This is a genomic window from Paraglaciecola arctica BSs20135 (genome assembly GCF_000314995.1).
Classification (GTDB): Bacteria; Pseudomonadota; Gammaproteobacteria; order Enterobacterales; family Alteromonadaceae; genus Paraglaciecola; species Paraglaciecola arctica.
In genome coordinates this window covers 63,584-88,120 of sequence record NZ_BAEO01000005.1, presented here as the reverse complement: position 1 = coordinate 88,120, position 24,537 = coordinate 63,584, and the positions used below count along the sequence as shown (strand labels likewise).

Annotated in this window: 17 protein-coding genes and 1 pseudogene; 8 read left to right on the top strand and 10 right to left on the bottom strand. The window is 39.7% G+C overall.

The features are described from left to right. Nucleotides 1–41: 41 nt before the first annotated feature. Nucleotides 42–1,658, bottom strand: coding sequence for a PH domain-containing protein (locus GARC_RS01195; protein ID WP_007615861.1), 1,617 nt, complete (start codon nucleotides 1,656–1,658; stop codon nucleotides 42–44). Further along, nucleotides 1,651–2,193, bottom strand: coding sequence for a PH domain-containing protein (locus GARC_RS01190; protein ID WP_007615859.1), 543 nt, complete (start codon nucleotides 2,191–2,193; stop codon nucleotides 1,651–1,653). The genes GARC_RS01195 and GARC_RS01190 overlap by 8 nt, the downstream gene beginning before the upstream one ends. Nucleotides 2,194–2,402: 209 nt before the next feature. Between GARC_RS01190 and dapB the strand changes: the two genes are divergently transcribed. The 4 genes from dapB (at nucleotide 2,403) to greA (ending at nucleotide 8,497) form a co-directional block, all read left to right on the top strand. Then, nucleotides 2,403–3,206 (top strand): 4-hydroxy-tetrahydrodipicolinate reductase, encoded by an 804-nt coding sequence (gene dapB / locus GARC_RS01185; RefSeq protein WP_007615857.1) that lies wholly within the window; start codon nucleotides 2,403–2,405, stop codon nucleotides 3,204–3,206. A 299-nt stretch (nucleotides 3,207–3,505) separates the two neighbouring features. Beyond that, nucleotides 3,506–4,651, top strand: a complete 1,146-nt coding sequence (gene carA, locus GARC_RS01180) for a glutamine-hydrolyzing carbamoyl-phosphate synthase small subunit (RefSeq protein WP_007615855.1) — start codon at nucleotides 3,506–3,508, stop codon at nucleotides 4,649–4,651. Between the two features lie 47 nt (nucleotides 4,652–4,698). After that, nucleotides 4,699–7,917 (top strand): carbamoyl-phosphate synthase large subunit, encoded by a 3,219-nt coding sequence (carB, locus tag GARC_RS01175; RefSeq protein WP_007615853.1) that lies wholly within the window; start codon nucleotides 4,699–4,701, stop codon nucleotides 7,915–7,917. Between the two features lie 103 nt (nucleotides 7,918–8,020). Then, entirely contained in the window at nucleotides 8,021–8,497 is a 477-nt protein-coding gene (gene greA / locus GARC_RS01170) for a transcription elongation factor GreA (RefSeq protein WP_007615851.1), read from the top strand. A 584-nt stretch (nucleotides 8,498–9,081) separates the two neighbouring features. Here the strand turns inward: greA and GARC_RS01165 are convergent. Together GARC_RS01165 and GARC_RS01160 are read right to left on the bottom strand one after the other, a co-directional pair. After that, complete coding sequence (locus GARC_RS01165; RefSeq protein WP_007615848.1) at nucleotides 9,082–12,039, bottom strand: TonB-dependent receptor; 2,958 nt, start codon at nucleotides 12,037–12,039, stop codon at nucleotides 9,082–9,084. A gap of 615 nt (nucleotides 12,040–12,654) precedes the next feature. Next, on the bottom strand, nucleotides 12,655–14,097 hold the full coding sequence (locus GARC_RS01160; RefSeq protein ID WP_039988341.1) for an aminotransferase-like domain-containing protein: 1,443 nt from the start codon (nucleotides 14,095–14,097) through the stop codon (nucleotides 12,655–12,657). A gap of 112 nt (nucleotides 14,098–14,209) precedes the next feature. Here GARC_RS01160 and GARC_RS01155 point away from each other — a divergent pair, with 112 nt between their 5' ends. Beyond that, entirely contained in the window at nucleotides 14,210–15,127 is a 918-nt protein-coding gene (locus tag GARC_RS01155; RefSeq protein WP_007615841.1) for a DMT family transporter, read from the top strand. 47 nt (nucleotides 15,128–15,174) lie between these two features. On the opposite strand, the gene lnt is transcribed toward GARC_RS01155, so the two are convergent. The 5 genes and pseudogenes from lnt to miaB all read right to left on the bottom strand — a co-directional run bounded on the left by lnt (nucleotide 15,175) and on the right by miaB (nucleotide 20,709). Next, on the bottom strand, nucleotides 15,175–16,704 hold the full coding sequence (lnt, locus tag GARC_RS01150; RefSeq protein ID WP_007615834.1) for an apolipoprotein N-acyltransferase: 1,530 nt from the start codon (nucleotides 16,702–16,704) through the stop codon (nucleotides 15,175–15,177). 47 nt (nucleotides 16,705–16,751) lie between these two features. Next, entirely contained in the window at nucleotides 16,752–17,612 is an 861-nt protein-coding gene (corC, locus tag GARC_RS01145; RefSeq protein ID WP_007615832.1) for a CNNM family magnesium/cobalt transport protein CorC, read from the bottom strand. 65 nt (nucleotides 17,613–17,677) lie between these two features. Next, on the bottom strand, nucleotides 17,678–18,166 hold the full coding sequence (gene ybeY / locus GARC_RS01140; RefSeq protein ID WP_039988358.1) for an rRNA maturation RNase YbeY: 489 nt from the start codon (nucleotides 18,164–18,166) through the stop codon (nucleotides 17,678–17,680). A 7-nt stretch (nucleotides 18,167–18,173) separates the two neighbouring features. After that, nucleotides 18,174–19,238 carry a PhoH family protein gene (locus tag GARC_RS01135; protein ID WP_007615828.1) on the bottom strand — a complete coding sequence of 355 codons (1,065 nt, stop codon included), beginning with the start codon at nucleotides 19,236–19,238 and terminating at the stop codon, nucleotides 18,174–18,176. A 38-nt stretch (nucleotides 19,239–19,276) separates the two neighbouring features. Continuing rightward, a pseudogene (miaB, locus tag GARC_RS01130) lies at nucleotides 19,277–20,709 on the bottom strand (tRNA (N6-isopentenyl adenosine(37)-C2)-methylthiotransferase MiaB). Nucleotides 20,710–20,992: 283 nt separating this feature from the next. Between miaB and kdsA the strand changes: the two are divergent. Next, the gene (kdsA, locus tag GARC_RS01125) at nucleotides 20,993–21,853 is read left to right on the top strand and encodes a 3-deoxy-8-phosphooctulonate synthase (protein ID WP_007615827.1); all 861 of its coding nucleotides are present in this window, start codon (nucleotides 20,993–20,995) and stop codon (nucleotides 21,851–21,853) included. Nucleotides 21,854–21,992: 139 nt separating this feature from the next. On the opposite strand, the gene GARC_RS01120 is transcribed toward kdsA, so the two are convergent. Beyond that, nucleotides 21,993–22,295, bottom strand: coding sequence for a hypothetical protein (locus tag GARC_RS01120; protein WP_007615824.1), 303 nt, complete (start codon nucleotides 22,293–22,295; stop codon nucleotides 21,993–21,995). A 221-nt stretch (nucleotides 22,296–22,516) separates the two neighbouring features. On the opposite strand from GARC_RS01120, the gene GARC_RS01115 reads away from it, so the two are divergent. Beyond that, nucleotides 22,517–23,425, top strand: coding sequence for a transcriptional regulator GcvA (locus tag GARC_RS01115; protein WP_039988356.1), 909 nt, complete (start codon nucleotides 22,517–22,519; stop codon nucleotides 23,423–23,425). Then, nucleotides 23,406–24,026 carry an alpha/beta family hydrolase gene (locus tag GARC_RS01110; RefSeq protein ID WP_007615821.1) on the top strand — a complete coding sequence of 207 codons (621 nt, stop codon included), beginning with the start codon at nucleotides 23,406–23,408 and terminating at the stop codon, nucleotides 24,024–24,026. The genes GARC_RS01115 and GARC_RS01110 overlap by 20 nt, the downstream gene beginning before the upstream one ends. Nucleotides 24,027–24,537 lie beyond the last annotated feature (511 nt).

Below are 24,537 nucleotides of genomic sequence, written 5' to 3'. Positions count from 1 at the left end.
TTAGAATATATAAAAAGCCGCTTAATTTTAGCGGCTTTTTATTACATCCAAGACTTTTGACTGGACTCTACCTGATAGAGGCCTTTATCAATAAACTCATAAGCTAATTTTTCATCGATCATAGGCACAGTTAAAGAACCTGACGCTAGCACAAATTTTACTGTGGCTAATTGACGTCTCTTCATCAGTAAATTTTGTTTGAACTGAGTTTGCTGCAACTTGTAAGTGGGGAAACAATAGTAGTCTACACCAATTAAACCTTTCCTTAGATACACAAAATTTTGGTCTTTAGCGATACCCCAACGCTTCCAACGTAAAACCACTAAACCACATAAGCCGACAAACAAAACACTTAACAGTGCTGATATCATAAATTTACCATTCATCAGTGTGCTGCTAGTTATTATTAACCAAAGAGGCATTAAGACGTACACGATATTGCGAAAAATAAAACGCTTACTAATAGGTGAAAATGCATCATTGCCGACTAAAGCATTTAAGGAATTATCGGGGTATGCATCATCTATCAGTGCTTGGCATTCATGGGGTTTGATGGATGGCACAATGATCTTGCTGCTAGATGCCGATGCACTGAGATTTTTGCTAAAGGAGTTACTTTGTTCAAACTTGAGGTTAATACGCTTTAATAACACATCTAACCAGTCTTGTTTTTGTACTACCATTTGTAAACGACTTAAACCCATGCTGACTTCGTGTTTAGTGAATAATCCACTGCGTCTGATGTATTTGTCATCCAGTTTACTGAGGGTGTAACCGTAAAAACTGATAATAGCGCCAATCACCGAAAAACTTACCATTACAAGCATGACTAACATTGTTAGTGATAACGCATACAAACCCACTTCTAGTAACGAATGGGTTTGTAGACTAAATAACTCTGTTAAATCAATTCCTAAGCTAGTTATCCATTCGCCAATCGAGTCGAATATGTTGTTATAAAAGGGGGCTAACCCACCCAGAAAAATCCATATTCTATTGCTGGTAATGCCGTGGATTACTAAATCAGATAAATTCCGTTGGTTAAGCACTATTTCTTGGTGCGCTTTGTTACTTTCTGATCCACTTAGGGAGGCAGCTGGATCTGCAGACAGGTTTTCTAGATTGATATCACCTTCGTCTTTTTGAACTTGGTTTTGAATACGCGCCTTTAACTGTTGCGCAAAATCTAGTTTGATAGCCACCAATTTAGCTTCGTTTTTAGCCGAACCAGCGGTATCCAACTGTAAACACGCATGGCCGGTAAAACGATAATAAATAGGTTGTTCTATTTTGACATTTTGTACTCGGGAAAAGGGCAGGTTTAAATGTTTTTTACTGAATATTCCTGAACGGATCTCGATATTATCCTCAGTTAATCGATAGCGGTACACTTTGAAGCTAACAAAAGCAAAAAGTGTTAACAGCGTAAACGCTGCTAAAATAGCGGGTAACCAGATAAAAGGGTGTTCGAGCACACTTTTATAACTCACGGCAATTGCGGGTATAAGATAGATAATGTTGCTAAATAGATGCTTGAATACGCTAACCGCAAAATAAAAAATAGCGACAGGCGATAAAACTTGCCAGTCGTCTTTAATTTTTAAAGGAGCAGCAAGATCTCCGCTATCTAAAGTGGATGAACTTGTCTGGTTATCCATGTTTGACCACATCTTTATGCTGCAATATAAATTGACGTAGTTGTTGTGCTGTATCTACAGGCAAACCAGGAATTTCGAAAGTATGCATTTCACCTCCAGCGCTAAAGACTTGTAATGTGGCCAATCCGGCTTTACGTTCGATGGGACCGCGTTTAAGTTCAATATGCTGAATACGGGTAATGGGTTGGCTCACAACTTTTCGAAAAAATAAGCCACTTGTATAATGTAAATCTAATTCTCTTAGGGTATAGGATTTAACTTGGTCCCGAGCATAACTGAACCAGGTAATCAAAAAGCCTAATATAGCGACTGCAAAAATGACAAAGGGTAAAAAATTTAGAAAATCCTTGGGTAAATCGAAAAAAGGCTGAAAATAAAGTGCCATGGCAATCACACAAATAAAGAGGGTTAAGCCTAAGTTAAGTAGACGATTTAACGGTGCATATTTTTCAGATAATGATTGTTTATTTAGGTTCAATATTGCCGGTAACTGCTCAATAGGGACGGTTGCATTGGTGAAATTACTTTCTAACATGATATTCCAAAAAAGAGTGATAACAATGAGGTATTTTAGATGTAAAACTTAATACTATCTGACTTTTGAGGTTAATGCTTCTCTGCTTAGCTTCCTTATAAGAAGCTGAGGTTAGTTATTCAAAAATGTTAGCGTCGCCTTTACTGCATCAAAGTGTTAATTGAGGCACAATCGCTACATAGATTGCTAATAAAAATGAATAAATCACTATGAGTAATATTGCTATTTTCGGTGCCAATGGCCGTATGGGTCGTGTCTTAATAGAGGCTGTGGAACAAAGTGTTGATGATAATTTAACTGCAGCTAGCGTAAGAGCTACATCATCTTTAGTAGGGTTAGATGTGGGAGAGCTTGCGGGCATAGGTAAAAAAGGTCTAATGGTGAGCTCTGATCTATCAACAAATATCGAACAAATTGATGTGTTAATAGATTTCACCTTACCAGCGGCGCTTATAGACAATCTGGCTTTTTGTGTGGTGCACAAAAAACCTATCATTATTGGCACAACAGGTTTAAATACCGAGCAAAAAGCAGCGTTAGATTCTGCAGCCAAACTCATCCCTATTGTGTTTGCTGCTAACTATAGTGTGGGTGTCAATTTGATGCTGAATTTAGTTAGAAAAGCTGCTGCAGTGATGGCCGATACCGCTGATATAGAGATTTTGGAAGCTCACCATAGATTTAAAAAGGATGCACCTTCAGGTACGGCAATGGCGATTGGAGAGGCTATTGCTGATGAAATTGGTCGTGACTTAGCTGAATGTGCAGTTTACGGACGAGAAGGTGAAACAGGTGAGCGAGACCATAAAACTATAGGGTTTGCCACAGTGAGGGCTGGCGATGTAGTAGGCGAACACACAGCATTGTTTGCCGATATAGGTGAAAGGTTGGAAATCACCCATAAGGCATCGAGTCGTTTGACCTTTGCTAAGGGTGCGGTAAAAGCGGCAAGTTGGGTTATCGACAAACCAGCCGGTTTGTACGATATGGAAGACGTATTAGGGTTTAAATAGGTTAAGTTATTAACTAGAGAATCACTGTTTTTAACCCTTATGTATTAAAAGTATGGTTAAACGGTTATTTATGCATTTTTTGTAATTGTGAATAGACCTGAAACCCCCTTATATGTATAATATTGCGAATTTGCCAAAATTCAGTGAGATCGTTTAGATTTCACTTCATTATAATTCGCAAATTGACTAAATATTCATGTAAATCATGTGTTTATATGGGTATCTACGGGCTCTGCTTATTGTCTTAAATAGTCAGAGTCCTAGGTTAAAACTGTTTAATATCTAACCTGGAGGTTGATTTGGCTATTTCTGCCCTTTTAGTACTTGAAGATGGCTCTGTCTTTAAAGGTACTGCAATTGGAGCTTCTGGTGTGTCGGTTGGCGAGGTTGTGTTTAATACCTCAATGACAGGTTATCAGGAAATTCTAACTGACCCGTCTTATGCAGAACAAATTGTCACTCTTACTTACCCGCATATTGGTAATACGGGGATAAATTCTGAAGATTGTGAATCTAATAAAATTTGGGCTAAAGGCCTGATAATTCGTGACTTACCCTTACTGTTAAGTAATTTCCGTAGTGAACAAAGTTTATCTGATTATCTAGAAGAGAATAACATTCTAGGCATTGCAGACATCGATACCCGTAGATTAACTCGAATTTTACGGGATAAAGGTGCACAAAATGGTTGCATCATTGCCAGTAACACTCTTGACGATATTCCACTAGATGAATCTGTAGCCTTAGCTAAAGCACAAGCTTTTTCTGGTCTTAAAGGTTTGGATCTAGCCAAGGAAGTGACTTGTGATGAGTCTTACCAGTGGACAGATGGAAGCTGGGTGTTAGGCGAAGGTTACCAAACAAACTTAGATAACCCTAAGTTTCACGTGGTTGCCTATGATTTTGGTGTGAAACGCAATATTTTACGTATGTTAGCCGACCGTGGCTGCAAATTGACTGTTGTGCCAGCCAAAACAACGGCTGATGAAGTTCTAGCGTTAAAACCTGATGGGGTCTTTTTATCAAATGGTCCGGGTGATCCTGAACCTTGTAATTATGCTATTACCGCCATTAAACAATTATTAGAAACGAATATTCCTATTTTCGGTATTTGTTTAGGTCATCAGTTGTTAGCCTTAGCTAGTGGTGCAAAAACAGTTAAAATGAAATTCGGTCATCACGGTGCTAACCATCCTGTTAAGGATATTAAAGGCCAGCGCGTTATGATCACCAGTCAGAATCATGGATTTGCGGTAGATGAAAATAATTTGCCGAATACCTTAGAGGTGACGCATGTGTCGTTATTCGATAAATCTTTACAAGGTATTCATCGTACAGACAAACCTGCTTTTAGTTTCCAAGGGCATCCAGAAGCAAGCCCTGGGCCTCATGATGCAGCGCCATTGTTTGACCATTTCATAGAGTTGATGCAGCAAAATAAATAAAGCACGCACCCTTTAAAGTACAAGAAATTAGTAGAGTAATTAGTGACATGCCAAAACGTACCGACATAAAAAGCATCTTAATTTTAGGCGCTGGCCCTATAGTAATAGGCCAAGCTTGTGAATTCGACTATTCAGGTGCACAAGCTTGTAAAGCACTGCGCGAAGAAGGTTACCGGGTGATCTTGGTTAACTCAAACCCAGCCACTATCATGACCGATCCAGAAATGGCCGATGCCACTTACATTGAGCCTATTCACTGGGAAGTGGTAAAAAAGATCATTGAAAAAGAACGTCCTGATGCCGTATTACCCACTATGGGCGGACAAACGGCATTAAACTGTGCCCTTGATTTGAATAAATACGGGGTATTGGAAGAATTTGGCGTTGAAATGATCGGTGCCACGGCGGATGCGATTGATAAAGCAGAAGACCGAGAGCGTTTTGATAAAGCCATGAAATCTATTGGACTTGAATGCCCAAATGCTGAAATTGCGCATACTATAGAAGAAGCTTTTGATGTCAGTACACGTATTGGCTTCCCCTGTATTATTCGACCCTCTTTTACTATGGGTGGCTCAGGTGGCGGTATTGCTTACAATAAACAAGAATTTGAAGAAATATGTCGTCGCGGATTAGACTTATCACCCACTAGTGAATTGTTGATTGACGAGTCGTTAATTGGCTGGAAAGAATACGAAATGGAAGTGGTCAGAGATAAAGCTGACAACTGCATTATTGTATGTACCATAGAAAACATCGACCCTATGGGGGTGCATACAGGCGACTCTATTACTGTAGCACCAGCACAAACGTTGACTGACAAAGAATTCCAGATCATGCGTAACGCTGCTATTGCGGTCTTACGTGAAATTGGAGTTGAAACTGGTGGTTCTAACGTACAGTTTGGTGTGGATCCTAAAACTGGCCGTTTAGTGATTATTGAGATGAACCCAAGAGTATCTCGCTCTTCTGCATTGGCCTCAAAAGCGACTGGTTTTCCCATCGCGAAAGTGGCAGCTAAATTAGCCATAGGTTACACCCTAGATGAATTAGCCAATGATATTACAGGTGGTTTAACGCCAGCTTCGTTCGAGCCTACTATCGATTATGTAGTCACAAAAATACCACGCTTTAATTTTGAAAAGTTTGCTGGCGCGAATGACCGCCTAACGACTCAAATGAAATCAGTTGGCGAAGTAATGGCCATTGGTCGTAACCAACAAGAGTCATTACAAAAAGCCTTGCGCGGATTAGAAGTTGGCGTCAATGGCCTAGATTCTATTATCGATATAAATGCGCCAGACGCAAAAGTTACTATTATTCGAGAATTGCGCGAGCCGGGTGCTGAACGTATTTGGTATATTGCTGACGCCATGCGTATGGGCATGTCAGTGGATGAAATATTTGAATTAACCAATATCGATAGATGGTATTTGGTGCAGATTGAAGAATTGATTATTCTTGAACAACAAATACATGAGTCTGGATTATCTTCAATTGATGAAGACTTGATGAAAATACTCAAACGTAAAGGTTTTGCTGATTCTAGAATTGCTGAGTTAACCGGCGTCGATGAAGCTGACGTTCGCGAAGTACGACGTGGTTTTGATATTCACCCAGTTTACAAACGTGTAGATACTTGTGCCGCTGAATTCTCCTCGGATACAGCTTATATGTATTCCACTTATGATGAAGAGTGTGAAGCTAACCCAACTGACAATGATAAAATCATGGTGTTGGGCGGTGGTCCAAACCGTATAGGGCAGGGCATCGAGTTTGATTATTGTTGTGTTCATGCCGCACTTGCATTGCGTGAAGACGGCTATGAAACCATTATGGTCAACTGTAATCCAGAGACCGTTTCTACCGATTATGATACATCCGACCGTTTATATTTTGAATCAGTGACCTTAGAAGACGTATTAGAAATTGTACGTATCGAAAAACCTAAAGGCGTGATTGTGCAATACGGTGGGCAAACCCCACTTAAATTAGCCCGTGAATTAGAAGCCGCAGGAGTCCCCATCATTGGTACTTCGCCAGATGCGATCGATAAAGCAGAAGACCGCGAACGTTTTCAAAAAATGGTTAATAAACTTAATCTTAAACAGCCTGCTAATGCAACGGTTAGAAATTTGGAGCAAGCCTTAGTTGCTGCAGATAAAATTGGTTTCCCATTGGTTGTACGTCCTTCCTATGTTTTAGGTGGCCGGGCCATGGAAATTGTTTATGACATTAACGATCTTAAACGTTACTTAAACAATGCAGTTAAAGTATCAAATGATTCACCTGTATTGTTAGACCGTTTCTTAGACGATGCTATTGAAGTTGATGTTGATGCTATTTGTGACGGCACAGACGTAGTCATTGGCGGCATTATGGAGCATATCGAACAAGCAGGGGTACACTCTGGTGATTCGGCCTGTTCATTACCGCCTTACTCTCTTAGCGCAGAAGTGCAAGATGTCATGCGTCAACAAGTAAAAGCCATGGCACTAGAATTGGGTGTTGTAGGTTTAATGAATACCCAATTTGCTGTGAAAGACGGTCAAGTGTATTTGATTGAAGTCAACCCACGTGCTGCGCGTACTGTGCCTTTTGTATCAAAAGCTACAGGAATGCCAATAGCCAAAATTGGTGCTCGAGTCATGGCTGGCCAATCACTGGCTTCACAGGGCATTACCAAAGAAATTATTCCACCCTTTTACTCAGTTAAAGAGGTGGTACTACCTTTTGCTAAGTTCCAAGGTGTTGATCCATTACTAGGCCCAGAAATGCGTTCAACCGGTGAGGTTATGGGCATTGGCGATACTTTTGAAGAAGCTTATGCAAAAGCTAATTTAGGTGCCAGTCAGCCTATCCCTGTTGGTGGTAAAGCACTGTTGTCCGTTCGTTTGAATGACAAAAACCGCGTAATTGAACTTGGCCAAGCCATGGTATCTAAAGGATTTACGTTAGAGGCTACCAAAGGTACAGCGGCCGTATTGAATAAAGCGGGTGTGAAATGTAGCGTAGTCAATAAACTTAGCGAAGGCCGACCGAATATTGTGGACGCTATCAAAAATGGTGAATATTGCTATATTGTGAATACTACAGAGGGGCGCCAAGCGATTGATGACTCTGTGTATATTCGTAAAGAAGCGCTGTTAAATAAAGTCGCTTACACCACGACTATGAACGCCGCCTTTGCAACGGTTAATGCTAATAAGGCTGACGATAGAGCACGAGTCACATCGGTTCAAGATTTACACAAGCGTATCCACTAATCACGATCAAAATAGGGTCTGAATGTTTTTGGTTGAAAATAAACATTTAGCCCTTATTGATTAACTTCATAAGTTAGATAACAAAAATAAGAGAGTTGTTGATATGACGTTATATCCAATGACAGCTAAAGGAGCAGAATTGCTCCGTGAAGAGTTGAAATATTTAAAAACAGTTAAAAGACCAGAAATAGTGAAGTCTATTGCTGAAGCTAGAGAACACGGCGATCTAAAAGAAAACGCTGAGTATCATGCTGCTCGTGAGCAACAAAGTTTTTGTGAAGGACGATTGCAAGATATTGAAGGTAAGCTGTCTAATATTCAGATTATCGATGTCACCAAAATGACTAACAATGGCAAAGTTATTTTTGGTGCCACTGTGACTATTGTTAATGTAGAAACAGATGAAGAAATTACCTACAAAATAGTAGGCCAAGATGAAGCAGATATTAAGAATAACCTGATCTCTGTTGGCTCGCCTATTGCCCGAGGTTTGATTGGTAAATCGCTAGACGACATAGCCAATATTCAAACACCTAAAGGTAAGATTGAATTTGAGATCATCGCGGTTGAATATATCTAAGCCAATTGGTTTAATAATTCTATTTGATTGAAACGAGGCTATAAGCCTCGTTTTTGTTTTTTAACGACTGGTGTTTTAATCTGGGAGAGGAAATATGAAGATTGAAATACAGGTGACAGCTGAGGTGGGAGTTGTTTTGAATGTTGGTTTGAATGAACTGCACCGTGAGTCACGGATATTCATTTTTTGCGAAATTTCAAGGTGTTGATCCATTACTCGGAGCTGAAATGTGGTCAACTGCTGAAGTGATGGGCGTTTTGCTTAATCATTAGGTAGTTGCATCATTTGAGCGGCGGTTAAATAAACTGGACGATCTGACCGAGATTTTTTGTAAGCTCTTCACCCTCATTGAGATAGATCCAGATCCACTTATTAACACTGCTGTAAGACTATTTCGAATAAGGAATTGCTTTCTGAGTGAGCTATTAGATTGGTATTACCTTGGAATGTTGAAATCATATAAACGTCTTTCACCAGACAGATAAAAATGAAAGCATTGAATTAAAAAAGCCCTACTAAGTAAACTTAGCAGGGCTTGAATTATGTAATGTAAAACGTATTACATTCTATTACGATTTCAACAATTAAAAACGGATAGAAGCGCTAAATTGAACATAACGAGGTGTTTGATAACCACTAGTTAAACCAAAATCTGGTTCTGCTTGACCGATTTCGCCTAATTCAGCTATCTCGTTCACACGTGTTGTAGAATGTGCATCTAATACGTTAAATATGTCAGCTCTGAAATTAACTTCATAACTATCAGCGAATTCCATAGTGTAAGACGCACTAAGATCTAAGCGTGCAATCCAAGGCGTTTCACCAAAAGTCCCACGAGGACTAAAGGCATATGTTGGATCATCTGTCGCACAATCAGCAGTACATAGATAATACGTATCACCATAATCAGGTATACCATTTGGATGGCCTATACCCAATGCAGTGATTGGACGACCTGATTGCAATGAGAAGTTAGCACCTATTAACAAATTATCAGTTAAAGAATAAGATCCATAAACTTTAAATTGATGACGTTTGTCATTTGGAAGATTACCATAAGCACCATCCATCAAATCTGGGAAATCGAAGTCTTGAGTTAAGCCAGCATCTTCTTGAGCATTATCAGACTTAACCAACCCTTCTGAATTACCATAACTTTTAGACCAAGTATAAGAAGCACTCATTGACCACACATCATCCCATTGACGATCTAAGGTGAATTCCAAAGCATTATAAGTACGTGTAGCAGTTGGATATCCTAGTTCTTCACCAGTTAATGTAACAAAGGTATCTACCTCATGGTCACAATCTGTATCTGCTTTAATTGTCATATCTTCGCCAGGGTTACCTAGCACATAACCACCGCCACCTGGATGATCACAACCGTACTTAGCTTGAGTCACATGACTTATTGTCATGTCATCAATAGCACCGTTAAGTTCACGACGAATACCTTTAACACCCCAAGACCAGCCTTCACCTATAACGGCTTGGTAACCTAACATAAACTCGTCTTGATACATTGGGTCTAGATCTTGATCTACTATCCCAGAAACGTCAGGAACAGAACCATCTGCATTGAATTGGTCAGCACCAATTTGAGCACCATTGATTGCGGTTAGGTAAGGAATACCGTTGTAATCGTTAACATTGACACCTTCTAGTTCGAAGAATTGATAAACATCATATTCATTACCTGATAAACGAACGTTGGTATTGTTTGCTACTGGTAAGAAGTAACGGCCAATGTTTACGAAGACTTTAGAATCACCTTCACCAGTTGGATCCCAAGCTAAACCAAAGCGTGGGGCAATCATGTTGTCGATTTTAGCGAAAGTTTCACCCTCACCATTTTTATTATCGAAAGTCTCATTACGCACACCTAACTTTATGGTTAGGTTATCGGTAACTGTCCAAGTGTCTTCGATGTACATTGCTGTAGCTTCTGTTTCGAAATTACCACTTACAGTACGTAGACGACTACGTGAGTATTGCGTAACCCCTTCAGGTATAACTGCACCATTAGATAATGTTGCACCAGGTGTCCCATCATAAAGGAACCAGTATTTTCCATCTGGACCTGAGTATGCTTGAACACTACCAGAGGTATTGGTTTCGCTGTCGAAACCGAAACGAATTTCATGGTCGCCTAAGATATAACCAAAATCGATACGCATGGCTTCACGCTTATCGTTACCATCTTCAACAATATAATCGTTTGATGTGGCACAACCAGAGCTAGTAAAGCCTAGCTCTTGAACGTCTCTTGTGTCATAGAATAATTCACAGTCATTTTGAATATTACTTTTAGTTGTCAAAGTATATTCATTTTCACCGTAAAGTGCGCTAACTGTAAAATCGTCGGTAATATAACCAGTATATTTTAAAGACCAGTTATCACCACCTGTCTCTTCAAACGAAGTAGAGTTATAAGTGCGAGGCTCATACAAAAAGTTGTCTGTACTAGTAGTAGCACTATCAGAGAAAGCCAACAATTCTAACAAGTGATTTTCACTTATTTGCCAATCAATTTTACCACCCCAGAAAGCATCATCACCTGTTGCTTCATTGTAAGTCGTTTTTTCACCGTTGGTATAATCATTGGAGATATCACGTGGGTTATAGATAGCATAAAAGAATAATGTATCTTGTATAATAGCACCTGAAGCGTAGATATTACCTTGCATCTCACTTCTTTCATCATCACCATTGTAGATATAGTATTCGCCATTGGTTTTTTTACTATTTGGTGACTGCTCTCGCAAATCAGCTGGTTGCCAATAGACATTTGCACCAAATTTAAACTCATTGCTACCACGTTTAGTTACCGCGTTAACTACACCACCAGTTGAACGGCCGAACTCAGCTGAGTAACCGCCAGTTTTAACTTGAAATTGGTCATAAAATTCAAATGGAACATTTGAGAAACCTAAACCATTACGGAAGTTAGTTACATTAAGACCGTTAATGTAAACCGAGTTTTCAGCAACTGATGCGCCACCGAATGAAGCATAATTACCAAATCGAGCATCACCTTGAGTAACACCTGGCGCCAACAAAGCAACACTGGTTAAATTTCTTGGAACAGGGATACGCGACAATTCAACGGCACCAATATTAAGCGCCGATTCAGAAGATGTAACATCAACCATAGAAAAGGCAGATCCGTGAACTTCAATCTTTTCGATATTATCGCCTTCAGCAACCAAATTAAGGTCAACGTTGGTTGTTGCACCAATGCTAACAGTGATGTCGCCTTGAGATACAGGCTCATATCCAGCAACTTGTAAGGATACATTATAAGTACCGACAGGTAAGTTACCTAAACGGTAAGAACCGTTCGCACTTGTAGTTAAGCTTTTAGTATAACCCGTAGCTATGTTCTTCAAAATTACTTCAGCACCAGACACAGATTGCTGTGTCCGTGCATCAACAACAGTACCAGCGATGTTACCATCGTTATTACCAGCCATAGCTGGCATTGCTAGCCCTAGTGATGCAGCAATAGCTAACGCTGTTACGCTTTTCTTAAATGTAAACATGTATATACTCCCTAGTGTGTTTTTGCCGCTTAAGCGACTTTTTATTTATGAGCTGATAAAACTCAGACATGATGATATACGTAGAACAGCAAGAGGGTCAACTATCGGTAGCACCCAAAATCAAATAAGTTCCGTATTAACTGTAAATATTACATACATATTTAAGAAATATTTATTTACTATGGAAATAATGTTCTTCTAAGTTATTGTAAATAAATGAAAACTTTGATTATTAAATGCTTCACTTGGCAAACTAAATAACGCTGATTTTTGTAAAAAAATATTGCCATATTGGGAAATATTTTAAACCTTGTCGGATTTCTGACGTTCTTTGTAAATATATGTGTTCAATAGATCGTCATGTACATAAATCACTAGCAAACATTATCTGTTCCATAATTGCATGGCTGTATCGGCAATCGCTAGATTTTCAATCAACTCTGAAATTCAGTACCAACTCAGTAGCAATCACATCGTTTGTCTTTACGACACCTAGTAAAGCTATATTGTCTGCCGTTAGTTGTTTGGCCGCGTAAGGTCAGTTTATTCATGCTTTTTTGACTTTGCCCAACGCAGGCTTTTGAATGTTTTGTTAAAACTGGCGCATGATAAAATTTAGGTGTTTTTTGCTTCCTTACATATAGCTGCAAATACTTTAAGCCCTTCTTCAAGTCTATCATTCCAAGGTAGTCCGTAACTTAGTCTAATACAGTGTTGATAACGATTGCTGGGGGAGAACAACATACCTGGGCTGACACTGATATTTTGTTGTAAGGCTAACTGAAATACGTTTGCACTGTTGATCGAACTATCAAATTCCAACCAAAACACGCAGCCCCCCTTGGGATCGGAGATGCGAGTATTGTCACCCAAAAGTTGTTGTAGTTTGTTGAGCATGCGTGCTTTATTGGTCATTAAAACACTGCGCAACTGGGTGAGGTATCGCTCGTAGTCGCCACTTCTGACAAATTCAAATAATGTAATTTGATTCATATGTGATGATGAACATGACAAGGCGCGTTTTATCTGTGCGCACCTTTGGCTGAATTTCTGTGTGGCGATCCAACCAATTCTATATGCGGGGGCTGCTGTTTTAGAAAAAGAACTGCAGGTGATCACCAACCCCTTTTTACTATATTTTTGTGCAGGAATACCGCGTTTCTCGGTGAAGTATAAATCACCATAAACATCGTCTTCGATTAAGGGAATGTTTTTGTCTTCTAAAAGCTCAACTATTTGTTGTTTGGCTTCATCAGCTAACTCACAGCCTATAGGATTTGCGATAGTACTGGAAAAAATACAGGCTTTGACTGGGTGTTTATTTATGGCCTTTTTTACATCTTGAAGGGTTAACCCGTCTTCTGAACAAATAGGCACTTCTAACGCCAACATGCCAAGGTTTTCTATTAACTCTAAAATACCAAAATAGCAGGGGGATTCTACTGCAATCACATCGCCAGCTTTAGCCACACATTGCAATGCTATATTAAGTGCTTCTTGAGCTCCGTTGGTAATAATGATGTCATCGGGTGCCAAGGGCAGGGCGTATTCCATATAACTAAAGGCAAGTTGTCTTCTGAGTGGTTCGTAACCGGCAACTGCTCCATAGTGCAAGGCTTTGTCACCCATCACTGACATAACACGGCGCATGGTGCGATTAAGCGTTTTAGTTATAGGCAATGCCGCAACAGGGTTAGCAACGCCAAGGGCTAAGTTATGAGGTTGATGTATAGACTTAAATACATCCTCGATAAGCTGTTGGCGACTGACTGCCATAGGTTTATTGGGTAAACGTGCTTTTTTAGGTTGATCTGATGCATATTGCTGTGTAAGAAAATAGCCTGATTTTGGTTTGGCTAAAACTAATCCTTGTCGTTCTAATTCAACGTAAGCTTGTTTAACAGTGGGGATGCTTACAGATAGAGAAGCCGATAAATTACGTAAAGACGGTAATTTTTGTCCTGTTTGCAAAGTACCATTGCTGCGCATTTCGGTGATCAAGTTGATGACTTGTTGATACAAGTATGTACTTGGTTCTTTTAAACTGCAGATGCTCATGATTTATTGTTGGCTCAATCTGTATAGGTCTTATTTACAATTAACTGTATCTGTTTAGTTGCCAGTTGGCGAGGTAAATTAGCTGTTAGTATTTAATGGAATGTTAAACATCATGAGAAGCACAGTTTTATATATTGTTACGGTACTTATCTGGGGTTCTACATGGCTTGCCATCGAATTTCAGTTAGGCGTGGTAGCGCCAGAAGTATCTTTAGTTTATCGTTTTTCTATTGCTGCGTTACTGATGTGGGGGTACTGTTTAATTAAAAAGTTGCCCATGAAATTCTGTCGGAAAAATCACCTGTTCTTTATGGTATTAGCTTGTTGTAACTTCGGCTTTAATTACTTGATTTTGTACTGGGCGCAAAACTATTTAACCTCAGCTATGACTTCTATTGCGTTCTCAACGCTATTGGTAATGAACATTATTAATACCCGAATATTTTTTGGCAAACCCATCGCCCCACGTATTTTTATAGGCGCTATTTTAGGCCTAGCAGGCATTGTAGCGCTGTTTTGGCAGGACGTTAAAAGCCTAGATTTTGCCAGCGAAGCGATAATAGGCTTAAGCTTGTCGTTAGCCGGTACCTTCGTGGCTTCATTGGGTAATATGACCAGTGTACGTAACACAAAAAACAATATTGGGATTATGCAGGGCAACGCTTGGGGCATGTTATACGGTAGTTTATTTCTATTGATCTTTACCTTGTTTAACGGCTCTGAATTTAACGTAGATACTAGGCTTCCCTATATTGTATCACTGCTGTATTTGAGCCTATTTGGTACGGTTATCGCTTTTGCTTGTTATTTTGTATTGTTAAAAGACATAGGCCCTGAAAAAGCTAGTTATTCTGTGGTGTTGTTTCCAGTGGTCGCAGTAACACTGAGTATGATATTCGAAGGTTTTGTTTGGCAAACTAGCACCGTAATTGGTTTTGTTTTGGTACTGACGGGTAATGTAATAGTCCTCACCCCAATTGACAAAATCAAAGCATTTTTTGATGTCGAAAAAGTGGTTGAACAAAATTAGGCGGGCCTATGGCTCTCAGCCTAAAAATTTTATAAGTGCTTAGCTATTTAGTTTTCCTTCGATTTCTTTTGATACCAGCAGGCAAAAGCAAATATCACAAAAGACAAACACCATATTGTCCAATCACCGAACGAACGGTAAGGAGTGTAGCCTTTTACTTGTTGAATGGTATCACTCAGCACAGCTGCTTCAAATTGGGGTAATCTGCTTTGGATCTGACCTTGGTGATCGATAAAAGCCGTGATGCCATTATTAGTGGCACGTAATACAGGTAAACCAAATTCTTTGGCCCGCGCTTGGGCAATTTCTAAATGTTGTGCTGGGCCATGAGAACCGCCAAACCAAGCGTCATTACTAACAGTGATGATAAAGTCAGTGTTGAAATAGAGATTGGCTGATATCTGTCTAGGAAAAGCAATTTCGAAGCAAATGGCAGGGGCAAAGTGATAACCCTTTGCTTCTAAGTTCGCTTGTTGGTAATCACCGCGACTAAAGGAAGACATGGGTAAATCAAATATAGGGGCTAAACCACGTATCCAGTCTTCAAAGGGAATAAACTCGCCTATTGGTAGTAAATGGTGCTTGGCAAATCTATTTCCATGGAAGTAACGATATTGGCCTTTAGGTGCCTCGTTATTTGGATCATCTTGCAGCTTTTGCCCTAAACCAATTAAGTTATTATAAGCTTCTCGTGTTTCAAAGTTGTAGTTCACAATTCCTGTGATTAAGCCCGTATTGGTTTGTGCAGCTAAGTTGTCTATTTCATTCAGATATTCAGCGGCTATAGGTTCAAGTTGGGGGATGGCTGCTTCTGGCCAAATGACCACATCATTGTTCCAATGATCGGCCGTCATGTTTTTGTATTTATCCATGGTTGGCTGATCTTGTTCTGGTGTCCAACGTAGGGCTTGTTCGATATTGCCTTGCACCATAGCGATACGGACACTTTCGCCAGTTGGCTTTGCCCAGTGATATTGGTTTAACGCCAACCCAGATACAAATAACACTGAGACAATAACAGTACTAGGGAGCCACTTTTTATCAGCTAACCAAATAGCCAGTGCCGCACTTATTAATACAGTTAAACCTGTCACTCCAAATTCGCCTATGACGGGGAACCAACCAGTAAGGGGACCATGTATTTGGCTGTACCCTAAAGATAGCCAAGGTAAACCGGTAAACAACCAACTTCGTAGCCACTCAATGAGTAACCAAATAAAGGGCAGGGCAATTGGCCAAAGTTTATTATTAAAGTATTTAGTGACCAGATAGCAGCTTATGGCGGGAAATAACGCCAAATAGGCACTTAACAATAACATTAATGCTAGTGAGCCAATTAGTGGGACCCCGCCAAAATCAGCGATACTCACATGTACCCAACTCATGCCTGCGCCAAACCACCCTAAACCAAAAGCAAAGCCAAGCTTAAAACCTTGCTTGGGCAATGAACAGCTGAGTAAGTAAATAAAGCTTGTGAGACTTAGAAAGGTAACCAACCAAAATGAAAATGGCGCGTAAGCTAAAGTCAGCAAGGCACCAAATAAACAGGCTAGTGTCAGTTTTAAAGTGAACGACATGTCGTTCACTTTTTGTATAAGGTTCAAATTTTGTGTAATGCTCAGGGCTATTCTTCTGTTTCTGGTATGGTCACTTTTAACTGCAATAAGCGCCTTTTATCTGAGTTTGTGACTTTAAACTTAAGGTCGTTAATGGTCACTTTTTCGTCACGCTCTGGCATATGGCCAAAGGCTTTTAACACTATACCACCTATAGTATCCGCTTCTTCTTCATCAAATTGGGTTTCGAAAAATTTATTAAAATCTTCTAAAGATGTGAGAGCTTTAACAGAATAGGTGTATTTATTTAGTGGACGTATACCATCTTTATCCACTTCTTCAATATCATGTTCGTCTTCAATTTCTCCAACTATCAATTCGAGAATATCTTCAATGGTGACTAATCCCGACACTCCACCATACTCATCGACTACTATGGCCATGTGATAACGTTTTTGTTGAAACTCTTTAAGTAGTACATCTACTCTTTTACTTTCGGGCACAATAACAGCAGGGCGGAGAATATTCTTTAGTTCTAACTCTTTATTGGGGACAAAAGCGTACTCAAGTAAGTCTTTAGCTAATAAAATCCCTTCAATGTGATCTTTGTCTTCGTTGATAACTGGGAAACGTGAGTGGGCAGATTCAAGCAGAATAGGTAGAAACTCTTCTACACTTTGGTCAATTTCAATGGTTCGCATTTGTGCTCTTGGGATCATTATCTCCCGCACACGCATTTCGCTAACTTCCATTACCCCTTCAATCATGGCTTTGGTTTCGGGGTTAATGACCTCGCGTTGTTCGGCATCAGTGATGACTTCAAACAACTCTTCCTTATTTTTCGGCTCTCCCGTAAATGACTGGACTATTTTCTCTATCCAGCCTTTGTTGGCAGAACCGTTTGTAGATGGGGGGTTATCTTCGCTCATGATCTCGTTATTTAGGTTAGTTTTAGTAAAGCCTTGAGGCTTTATTAATTATTCAGACTGCATCATTAATGATTTTGGTAGGGGTCGTCAATGGCTAATTTCTGTAATATAGCGATTTCTATGCCTTCCATTTCTTGCGCATCTTGCTCTTCTATATGGTCATAACCAAGTAAATGCAAGGTGCCGTGTATTATCATATGTGCCCAGTGGTGGTTTAGGAGCTTGTTTTGTTGTTGCGATTCTTGTGTTACAACTTGTGCACAAATGACAATGTCGCCTAAAAAAGTAGACATAGAGTCATCTAATTGTGCACCATCCGGTAAATTCAATTCAGGCATTTCAAAAGGGAATGACAACACGTTAGTGGGTTTGTCTTTACCACGATACTGTAAATTAAGCTGATGGATTTCTGTAACATCCACTACACGCACAGTGATTTCTTTTTCAGTCATCTGTTGATGTAATAATAAGGTGTCTAGCCATAACTGAATATCTTCTTGTTTAGGGATATCAGCACAGTCACTGGCAAGTTGTAAATCTAAAATCGCGCTCATAGATTGTTCACTTAGAGGAATTTTCATCCTTGTTGGCAGCGGCTTCAGTGGAAAGGGCTTCTTGTTGCGCTTTTTTTGCTAATCGTTCTTTTTCTTGTTTGCCTTCATATTCTTCATAAGCCATCACAATACGCCCAACTACTGGATGACGTACCACATCATTGGCACTAAAAAAGTTAAAAGAAATGTCATTGACATCTTTTAATACTTCTATGCTATGGCGTAAACCTGAACGTACACCACGAGGTAAATCTACTTGGGTAATATCACCAGTGATCACCGCCTGAGAATTAAAACCAATGCGGGTTAAGAACATTTTCATTTGTTCTACTGTGGTGTTTTGCCCTTCATCCAAAATAATAAAGGCGTCGTTTAAAGTTCGACCACGCATATAAGCCAAAGGTGCCACTTCAATCACACTGCGCTCAATGAGCTTTTCAACCTTTTCAAAACCAAGCATTTCAAACAAGGCGTCATAAAGAGGGCGTAGATAAGGATCGACTTTTTGCGATAAGTCGCCCGGCAAAAAACCTAGTTTTTCACCGGCTTCTACGGCAGGACGAGTCAACAATATACGACGAACTTCTTGACGCTCTAAGGCTTCCACCGCACAAGCAACGGCTAAATACGTTTTACCTGTCCCAGCAGGGCCCACACCAAAACTAATATCGTGATTAATGATATTACTCACATATTGTGATTGGTTGGAATTACGAGGTTTGATAACCCCTCGTTTGGTCTTGATATGTACTTCTTTACCGTGGTGACCGGCTTCTGCCTGCTCCAAACAGTTAGCTTCTTGAATAGCTAAATGTACTTTTTCTGGCTCAATATCTGGGATCTGGCCACGAATAGGCTGAGTTTCCATATACAATAACTTAAGTAGTTGTGCCGCACCGCTGGATTGTTGCGATTGCCCCAATACTTTAAATTCGTTATTACGGTAGGTGATTTCTACACCTAAGCGACGCTCAATCTGTTTGATATTGTCATCTAGTGGCCCACACAAGCTGGATAAACGTTTGTGGTCTGAAGGCTCTAATACAATTTCATTACTTACAAGGTTACTCAAATGGTTAGTCTCTTTACTTAATAGGTTTTGTTGGAATTTTACTGAGCGACGGCAACTTGGCCTACACCCAATTCATCAACTTTATTCGGATTTTTAGCTAAAATAGTTTGTGGCGCTAATTCGTTACGTAAGTCCATCTGATCTTCAGTTCTGGTCACAGTACCTCTTAAAGAATTAGCAAAAACATCGGTAATTTTCACATCAACAAATTGCCCAATCATGTTTGGGAAACCTTCAAAGTTTACTACTCTGTTGTTCTCTGTACGTCCAGATAACTCCATAGGGTTTTTCTTTGATGGGCCTTCTACTAAAATACGTTGTTCTGTGTCGACCATATTTCTAGCAATACGCAGCGCTTGTTGGGTGATGCGTTGTTGCAACAGACTTAAACGGTGTTTTTTGGTTTCTTCTGTCACATCGTCAGGTAAATCAGCTGCCGGTGTGCCGGGCCTTGCGCTATAAATAAAACTAAAACTTAAATCGAAGTCCATGGCTTGGATTAAATCCATTGTTGCTTCAAAATCAGCATCGGTCTCACCAGGAAAGCCGATAATAAAATCTGAAGACATGCTCAAGTTAGGGCGAATTTTCTTAAGTTTTCTAATCTTAGATTTATACTCAATTGCGGTATGCCCACGTTTCATCAAGTTTAAAATACGATCTGCACCAGATTGTACCGGTAAATGTAAATGATCTACCAACTCTGGAATTTGTGCATAGGCATCAATGATGTCGTCAGTAAACTCAACAGGATGAGAAGTAGTGTAACGGATACGGTCAATACCATTGATAGAAGCTACTAGTTCTAACAATTCAGCAAAGGTGCAGATGCTGCCGTCAAAATTTGGGCCACGAAACGCATTGACGTTTTGGCCTAACATGTTGACTTCGCGAACACCTTGTTCAGCTAGTTGGGCTATCTCTAATAATACGTCATCTACAGGGCGACTGACTTCTTCACCTCGGGTGTAAGGCACCACACAAAAAGTGCAATATTTAGAACAACCTTCCATGATAGATACAAAGGCGCTAGGGCCGTCTGCCTTAGGTTCTGGTAGGCGATCAAATTTTTCAATTTCTGGAAAACTGATATCGATAACTGATTTGCTGCCACCTTTAATTTGATTGATCATTTCTGGCAATCGATGCAAGGTTTGTGGACCAAACACTAGATCAACAAAAGGTGCGCGCTGACGGATCGTTTTACCTTCTTGTGAAGCCACACATCCACCTACACCAATAATTAAATCGGGTTTGGTTTTTTTAGGTTTTTCCAGCGACCTAATTGGTGAAAAACTTTTTCTTGGGCTTTTTCACGAATGGAGCAGGTATTAAGCAATATGATATCCGCATCTTCAGCTGTGTCTGTGGTTTGATAACCATGAGTCGAGTCTAAGAGATCGGCCATTTTCTCCGAGTCATACTCGTTCATTTGGCAACCCCAGGTTTTAATAAATAGCTTTTTTGTCATAGCGGATTGTACTTACCTTTGGTAATCATTCTGTGCAGTAACTGGATAGACATTAGGTCTTTATCAAGCCACTAAAATCGAACAGAGGATTTTACGGGTTATTTGAGCTGATCGCTACATTTACCCAAAATTAAGCCGATAAATGTACTGTAAAGGCTGAATAATTGAATGACTAGCGCATATAACAAAATTAATGACGGCTAGCGCTTTTCAGATACCCACAAATCACTTAGCTTGGTATGCTATTGAACAAGATACATATTTAAAATATTAAGACCTCTCTATGCAAACTAAGCAAAATTTACAAAATATCCTCATTGGTAATATTGAAGTGGCTAATGATAAACCTTTCGTGCTTTTTGGCGGCATGAATGTTCTGGAATCTCGTGACATGGCGATGCGTATTGCTGAATATTATAAAGAAGTAACCCATAAACTGGGTATTCCTTATGTATTTAAAGCATCCTTTGACAAGGCTAACCGTTCTTCTGTGCATTCTTATCGTGGTCCAGGAATGGAAGAGGGGCTAAAAATATTTGAAGAGATTAAACAAACCTTTGACGTGCCTTTGATAACCGACGTACACGAAACCCACCAAGCAGCACCTGTGGCAGAAGTGGTAGATGTGATCCAGTTACCGGCATTTTTAGCACGACAAACAGATTTGGTGGTAGCTATGGCAAAAACGGGTGCCATTATCAATGTGAAAAAACCGCAATTTTTAGCCGCTCACGAAATGCGCCACATTATTACTAAATTTGGTGAAGCAGGTAATGACAAAATTATATTGTGCGAGCGAGGATCTTGTTATGGCTATAACAACTTAGTGGTGGACATGCTGGCTATGGACGAGATGAAAGCTTATGCCCCAGTTATTTTTGACGCGACTCATGCTTTACAAAAACCTGGTGGCCGAACTGATTCAGCTGATGGTCGACGTGCTCAAGCAGCACAACTTGCTAGAAGCGGCATGGCTTTAGGTTTAGCTGGATTGTTTATAGAAGCGCATCCTAATCCTAATCAAGCTAAATGTGATGGACCTTGTGCGTTGGCATTGGATAAATTAGAACCGTATTTACAGCAAATGAAATCATTAGATGAATTAGTGAAAGGATTTGCACCGCTAGATACAAGTGCTGAATAATAAATACATGTTAGTTAGTAAAGAGAATAAATGATGTTGTAAGTTTTGCTGTGCTAGGCACTTAGGGCCATTTATGGCGGCCTTAGCACAGCGATAACTTACTAATAGGTATTAACGAGCAGATAAATCTTTTAAGAATTTAGTCAGCGATGACTACCAAAAATTTGAATGCTGGTAGTGATTCATTAACGTCTTGCACAAGTGCGTTTGTTTGTGATTCAAGTGTGTTGATATTAAGCTGCTTGGTGACATCAGTTTTAATGTTAGACGCTTTTACGTTTGCTAGCATTTCATTGATGTTATTAACAATTTCAGCTTCAACGTTTATTTCCATTTTGCTTTCAAGTTGGATCCTTGAACGTTCAGCGCCAAGTTTTGCTGTGGCAGTTTGAGTAAAAAGTACTGTGGCTAAAAAAGCCAGTAAAGTGTAAGTTGTTTTCATTTTGTTAACCTGTAGTATTAGTAATGTAAAATAATAAGTTTTATATATTTTGTTAATCTGCTTTGTGACTATTATTTATTGTTTTAAAACAATAAATATTTACCACGTGAAGAATTCTATACCAACGCACTAATCTATTAAAATGACATTTTGTATGGTTGTGGATTAGAAAAACTAATGCTTTAATGGTGGCTGACTTATATTTATTTAGCTATTTGCCCATGAATCGCAGATTACCTCCTTTGAACTCCCTTAAAGCCTTTGAAGTAGCGGCCAGACATCTGAGCTTCACACGCGCAGCAGATGAATTGTTTGTGACTCAAGCGGCGGTGAGTCACCAAATAAAAGCACTGGAAGAGTTTCTATCCATGAAACTTTTTGTGCGAAAAAATCGTGCATTGTTTTTAACCGAAGATGGCCAGAGTTATTACCTCGATTTAAAAGAGATTTTCCAATCCCTTAACCATGCAACAGAACGTTTAGTGGCAAAAGGTGGAAAGGGCGCTCTTACAGTAGCGTTGCAAACCAGTTTTGCGATCCAGTGGTTAGTGCCTAGGATCAGTAAATTTAGCCAGTTAAACCCAGATATTGATCTTAGGATAAAGGCGGTTGATGGGGATGAGGGATTTTTAACCGATGATGTGGATGTGGCTATTTATTTTGGAAAAGGAAAATGGTCTGGGCTAGCGGCTGATAAACTACATACCGAATACCTTACACCTATGTGTTCTCCGCTGTTGTTCCAAGGCGATAAACCTTTAGAAAAGTTAGACGATCTTGGACAACATACGTTATTGCATGACTCCTCTAGAGATGCTTGGCAGGAATGGATCCGGCATTTCAACGTATTGGGAGTGAATGTGAATCATGGTCCCATTTTTAGTCATTCTTTGTTGGTTCAACAAGTTGCAGCGTTAGGACAAGGCATAGCTTTAGGCTACAGTTTTTTAGCCAGACCAGAAATAGAAGCGGGGCGGTTAATATGTCCATTCGAGGAAAAGTTAATCACTAAGAGTGCGTATTATTTAGTTTGCCACCAGTCTCAGGCTGATTTAGGTAAAATTACTGCATTTCGAGAGTGGTTATTGGCACAAGTGAAAGAAGAACAATATGATCAAGACTTTAGTTAATACTCCCCAAAAACCAATCGCTACTTTTGTTTTTGCCCATGGCGCGGGTGCCGGACAAAATAGTGACTTTATGCAGTTAGTGGCCGAAGGGTTAGCTAAACAGAATATTAATGTAGTACGATTTAATTTTGCTTACATGCAATTGGCCGAAGACTTGGGTAAAAGGCGACCACCCGAAAGAGCCGATAAATTACTTGCTCACTTTAATGCCGTATTGAGTGAAGTGGAGGGGAGTTTACCGATATTTATTGGTGGTAAGTCTATGGGGGGCAGAATGGCAAGCATGTTGTTGCAACAGTCGACTGCACTAGGCTGTATTTGTATGGGTTATCCGTTTCATCCACCGGGTAAACCTGAAAAACTACGTACTGAACATTTATTGGAAATTAAAAAGCCTGTACTGATATTACAAGGCGAACGAGACACCTTTGGTACCCGTGAAGATATTGGCACATATAAATTGTCTCCACAGGTTCAAGTAAGCTATTTAAAGGATGGCGATCATGGTTTTAAACCACGCAAAGCTTCTGGTTTTACTCTTGATGGCCATATCAACCTAGCTATTACTCGGACTGCTGAATTTATTAAGTCGCATATTTGAATAAGGTTCGCAGTATTTACTCAACTTAATCCACCCTTAAAAAAGAATCTTCACCACTGAGATCACAGAAGAAAAGCAGGGGTGTTGGGTTAAGGAGTTAGAACTGACGGGTTCTAATCTGCCAATACCTTACAGCCATGGCTTGCTGGCCGATTTAGCGGTTATAGCAGATTGCAGACGGTGAGGATTTACAAGCTATTACACGTCATTCCCGCGAAGGCGGGAACCTACCAATAGCTACCGTAAACTAAATTGATATGTTAAATAAAAATCACCACAAAGTTATATTCTCACTAATTTTTTAAGATGATGAAAACAAAGTACTTTAGCGGTTTCTCAGATGTCGTTGGCATTTTCACACAGCCTGCGCTCATAGCCGTCCATCCTCTCCTTAGCCGCAATAGATAATTCGAAAAATCAACTTGTGTGACCCAATCCATTTTCCTTTGATTTTTATTTATGTAGTCTTTATCAGTAATAAGTTATCGATAAACGATAACTTATATGTTGC

What these genes read in the sequence shown, in the direction of transcription:
- GARC_RS01195 (WP_007615861.1), bottom strand. Translation starts at nt 1,658, where the DNA reads ATGGATAACCAGACAAGTTCATCCACTTTAGATAGCGGAGATCTTGCT.
- GARC_RS01190 (WP_007615859.1), bottom strand. Translation starts at nt 2,193, where the DNA reads ATGTTAGAAAGTAATTTCACCAATGCAACCGTCCCTATTGAGCAGTTA.
- dapB (WP_007615857.1), top strand. Translation starts at nt 2,403, where the DNA reads ATGAGTAATATTGCTATTTTCGGTGCCAATGGCCGTATGGGTCGTGTC.
- carB (WP_007615853.1), top strand. Translation starts at nt 4,699, where the DNA reads ATGCCAAAACGTACCGACATAAAAAGCATCTTAATTTTAGGCGCTGGC.
- greA (WP_007615851.1), top strand. Translation starts at nt 8,021, where the DNA reads ATGACGTTATATCCAATGACAGCTAAAGGAGCAGAATTGCTCCGTGAA.
- GARC_RS01165 (WP_007615848.1), bottom strand. Translation starts at nt 12,039, where the DNA reads ATGTTTACATTTAAGAAAAGCGTAACAGCGTTAGCTATTGCTGCATCA.
- GARC_RS01160 (WP_039988341.1), bottom strand. Translation starts at nt 14,097, where the DNA reads ATGAGCATCTGCAGTTTAAAAGAACCAAGTACATACTTGTATCAACAA.
- GARC_RS01155 (WP_007615841.1), top strand. Translation starts at nt 14,210, where the DNA reads ATGAGAAGCACAGTTTTATATATTGTTACGGTACTTATCTGGGGTTCT.
- lnt (WP_007615834.1), bottom strand. Translation starts at nt 16,704, where the DNA reads ATGTCGTTCACTTTAAAACTGACACTAGCCTGTTTATTTGGTGCCTTG.
- corC (WP_007615832.1), bottom strand. Translation starts at nt 17,612, where the DNA reads ATGAGCGAAGATAACCCCCCATCTACAAACGGTTCTGCCAACAAAGGC.
- ybeY (WP_039988358.1), bottom strand. Translation starts at nt 18,166, where the DNA reads ATGAGCGCGATTTTAGATTTACAACTTGCCAGTGACTGTGCTGATATC.
- kdsA (WP_007615827.1), top strand. Translation starts at nt 20,993, where the DNA reads ATGCAAACTAAGCAAAATTTACAAAATATCCTCATTGGTAATATTGAA.
- GARC_RS01120 (WP_007615824.1), bottom strand. Translation starts at nt 22,295, where the DNA reads ATGAAAACAACTTACACTTTACTGGCTTTTTTAGCCACAGTACTTTTT.
- GARC_RS01115 (WP_039988356.1), top strand. Translation starts at nt 22,517, where the DNA reads ATGAATCGCAGATTACCTCCTTTGAACTCCCTTAAAGCCTTTGAAGTA.
- GARC_RS01110 (WP_007615821.1), top strand. Translation starts at nt 23,406, where the DNA reads ATGATCAAGACTTTAGTTAATACTCCCCAAAAACCAATCGCTACTTTT.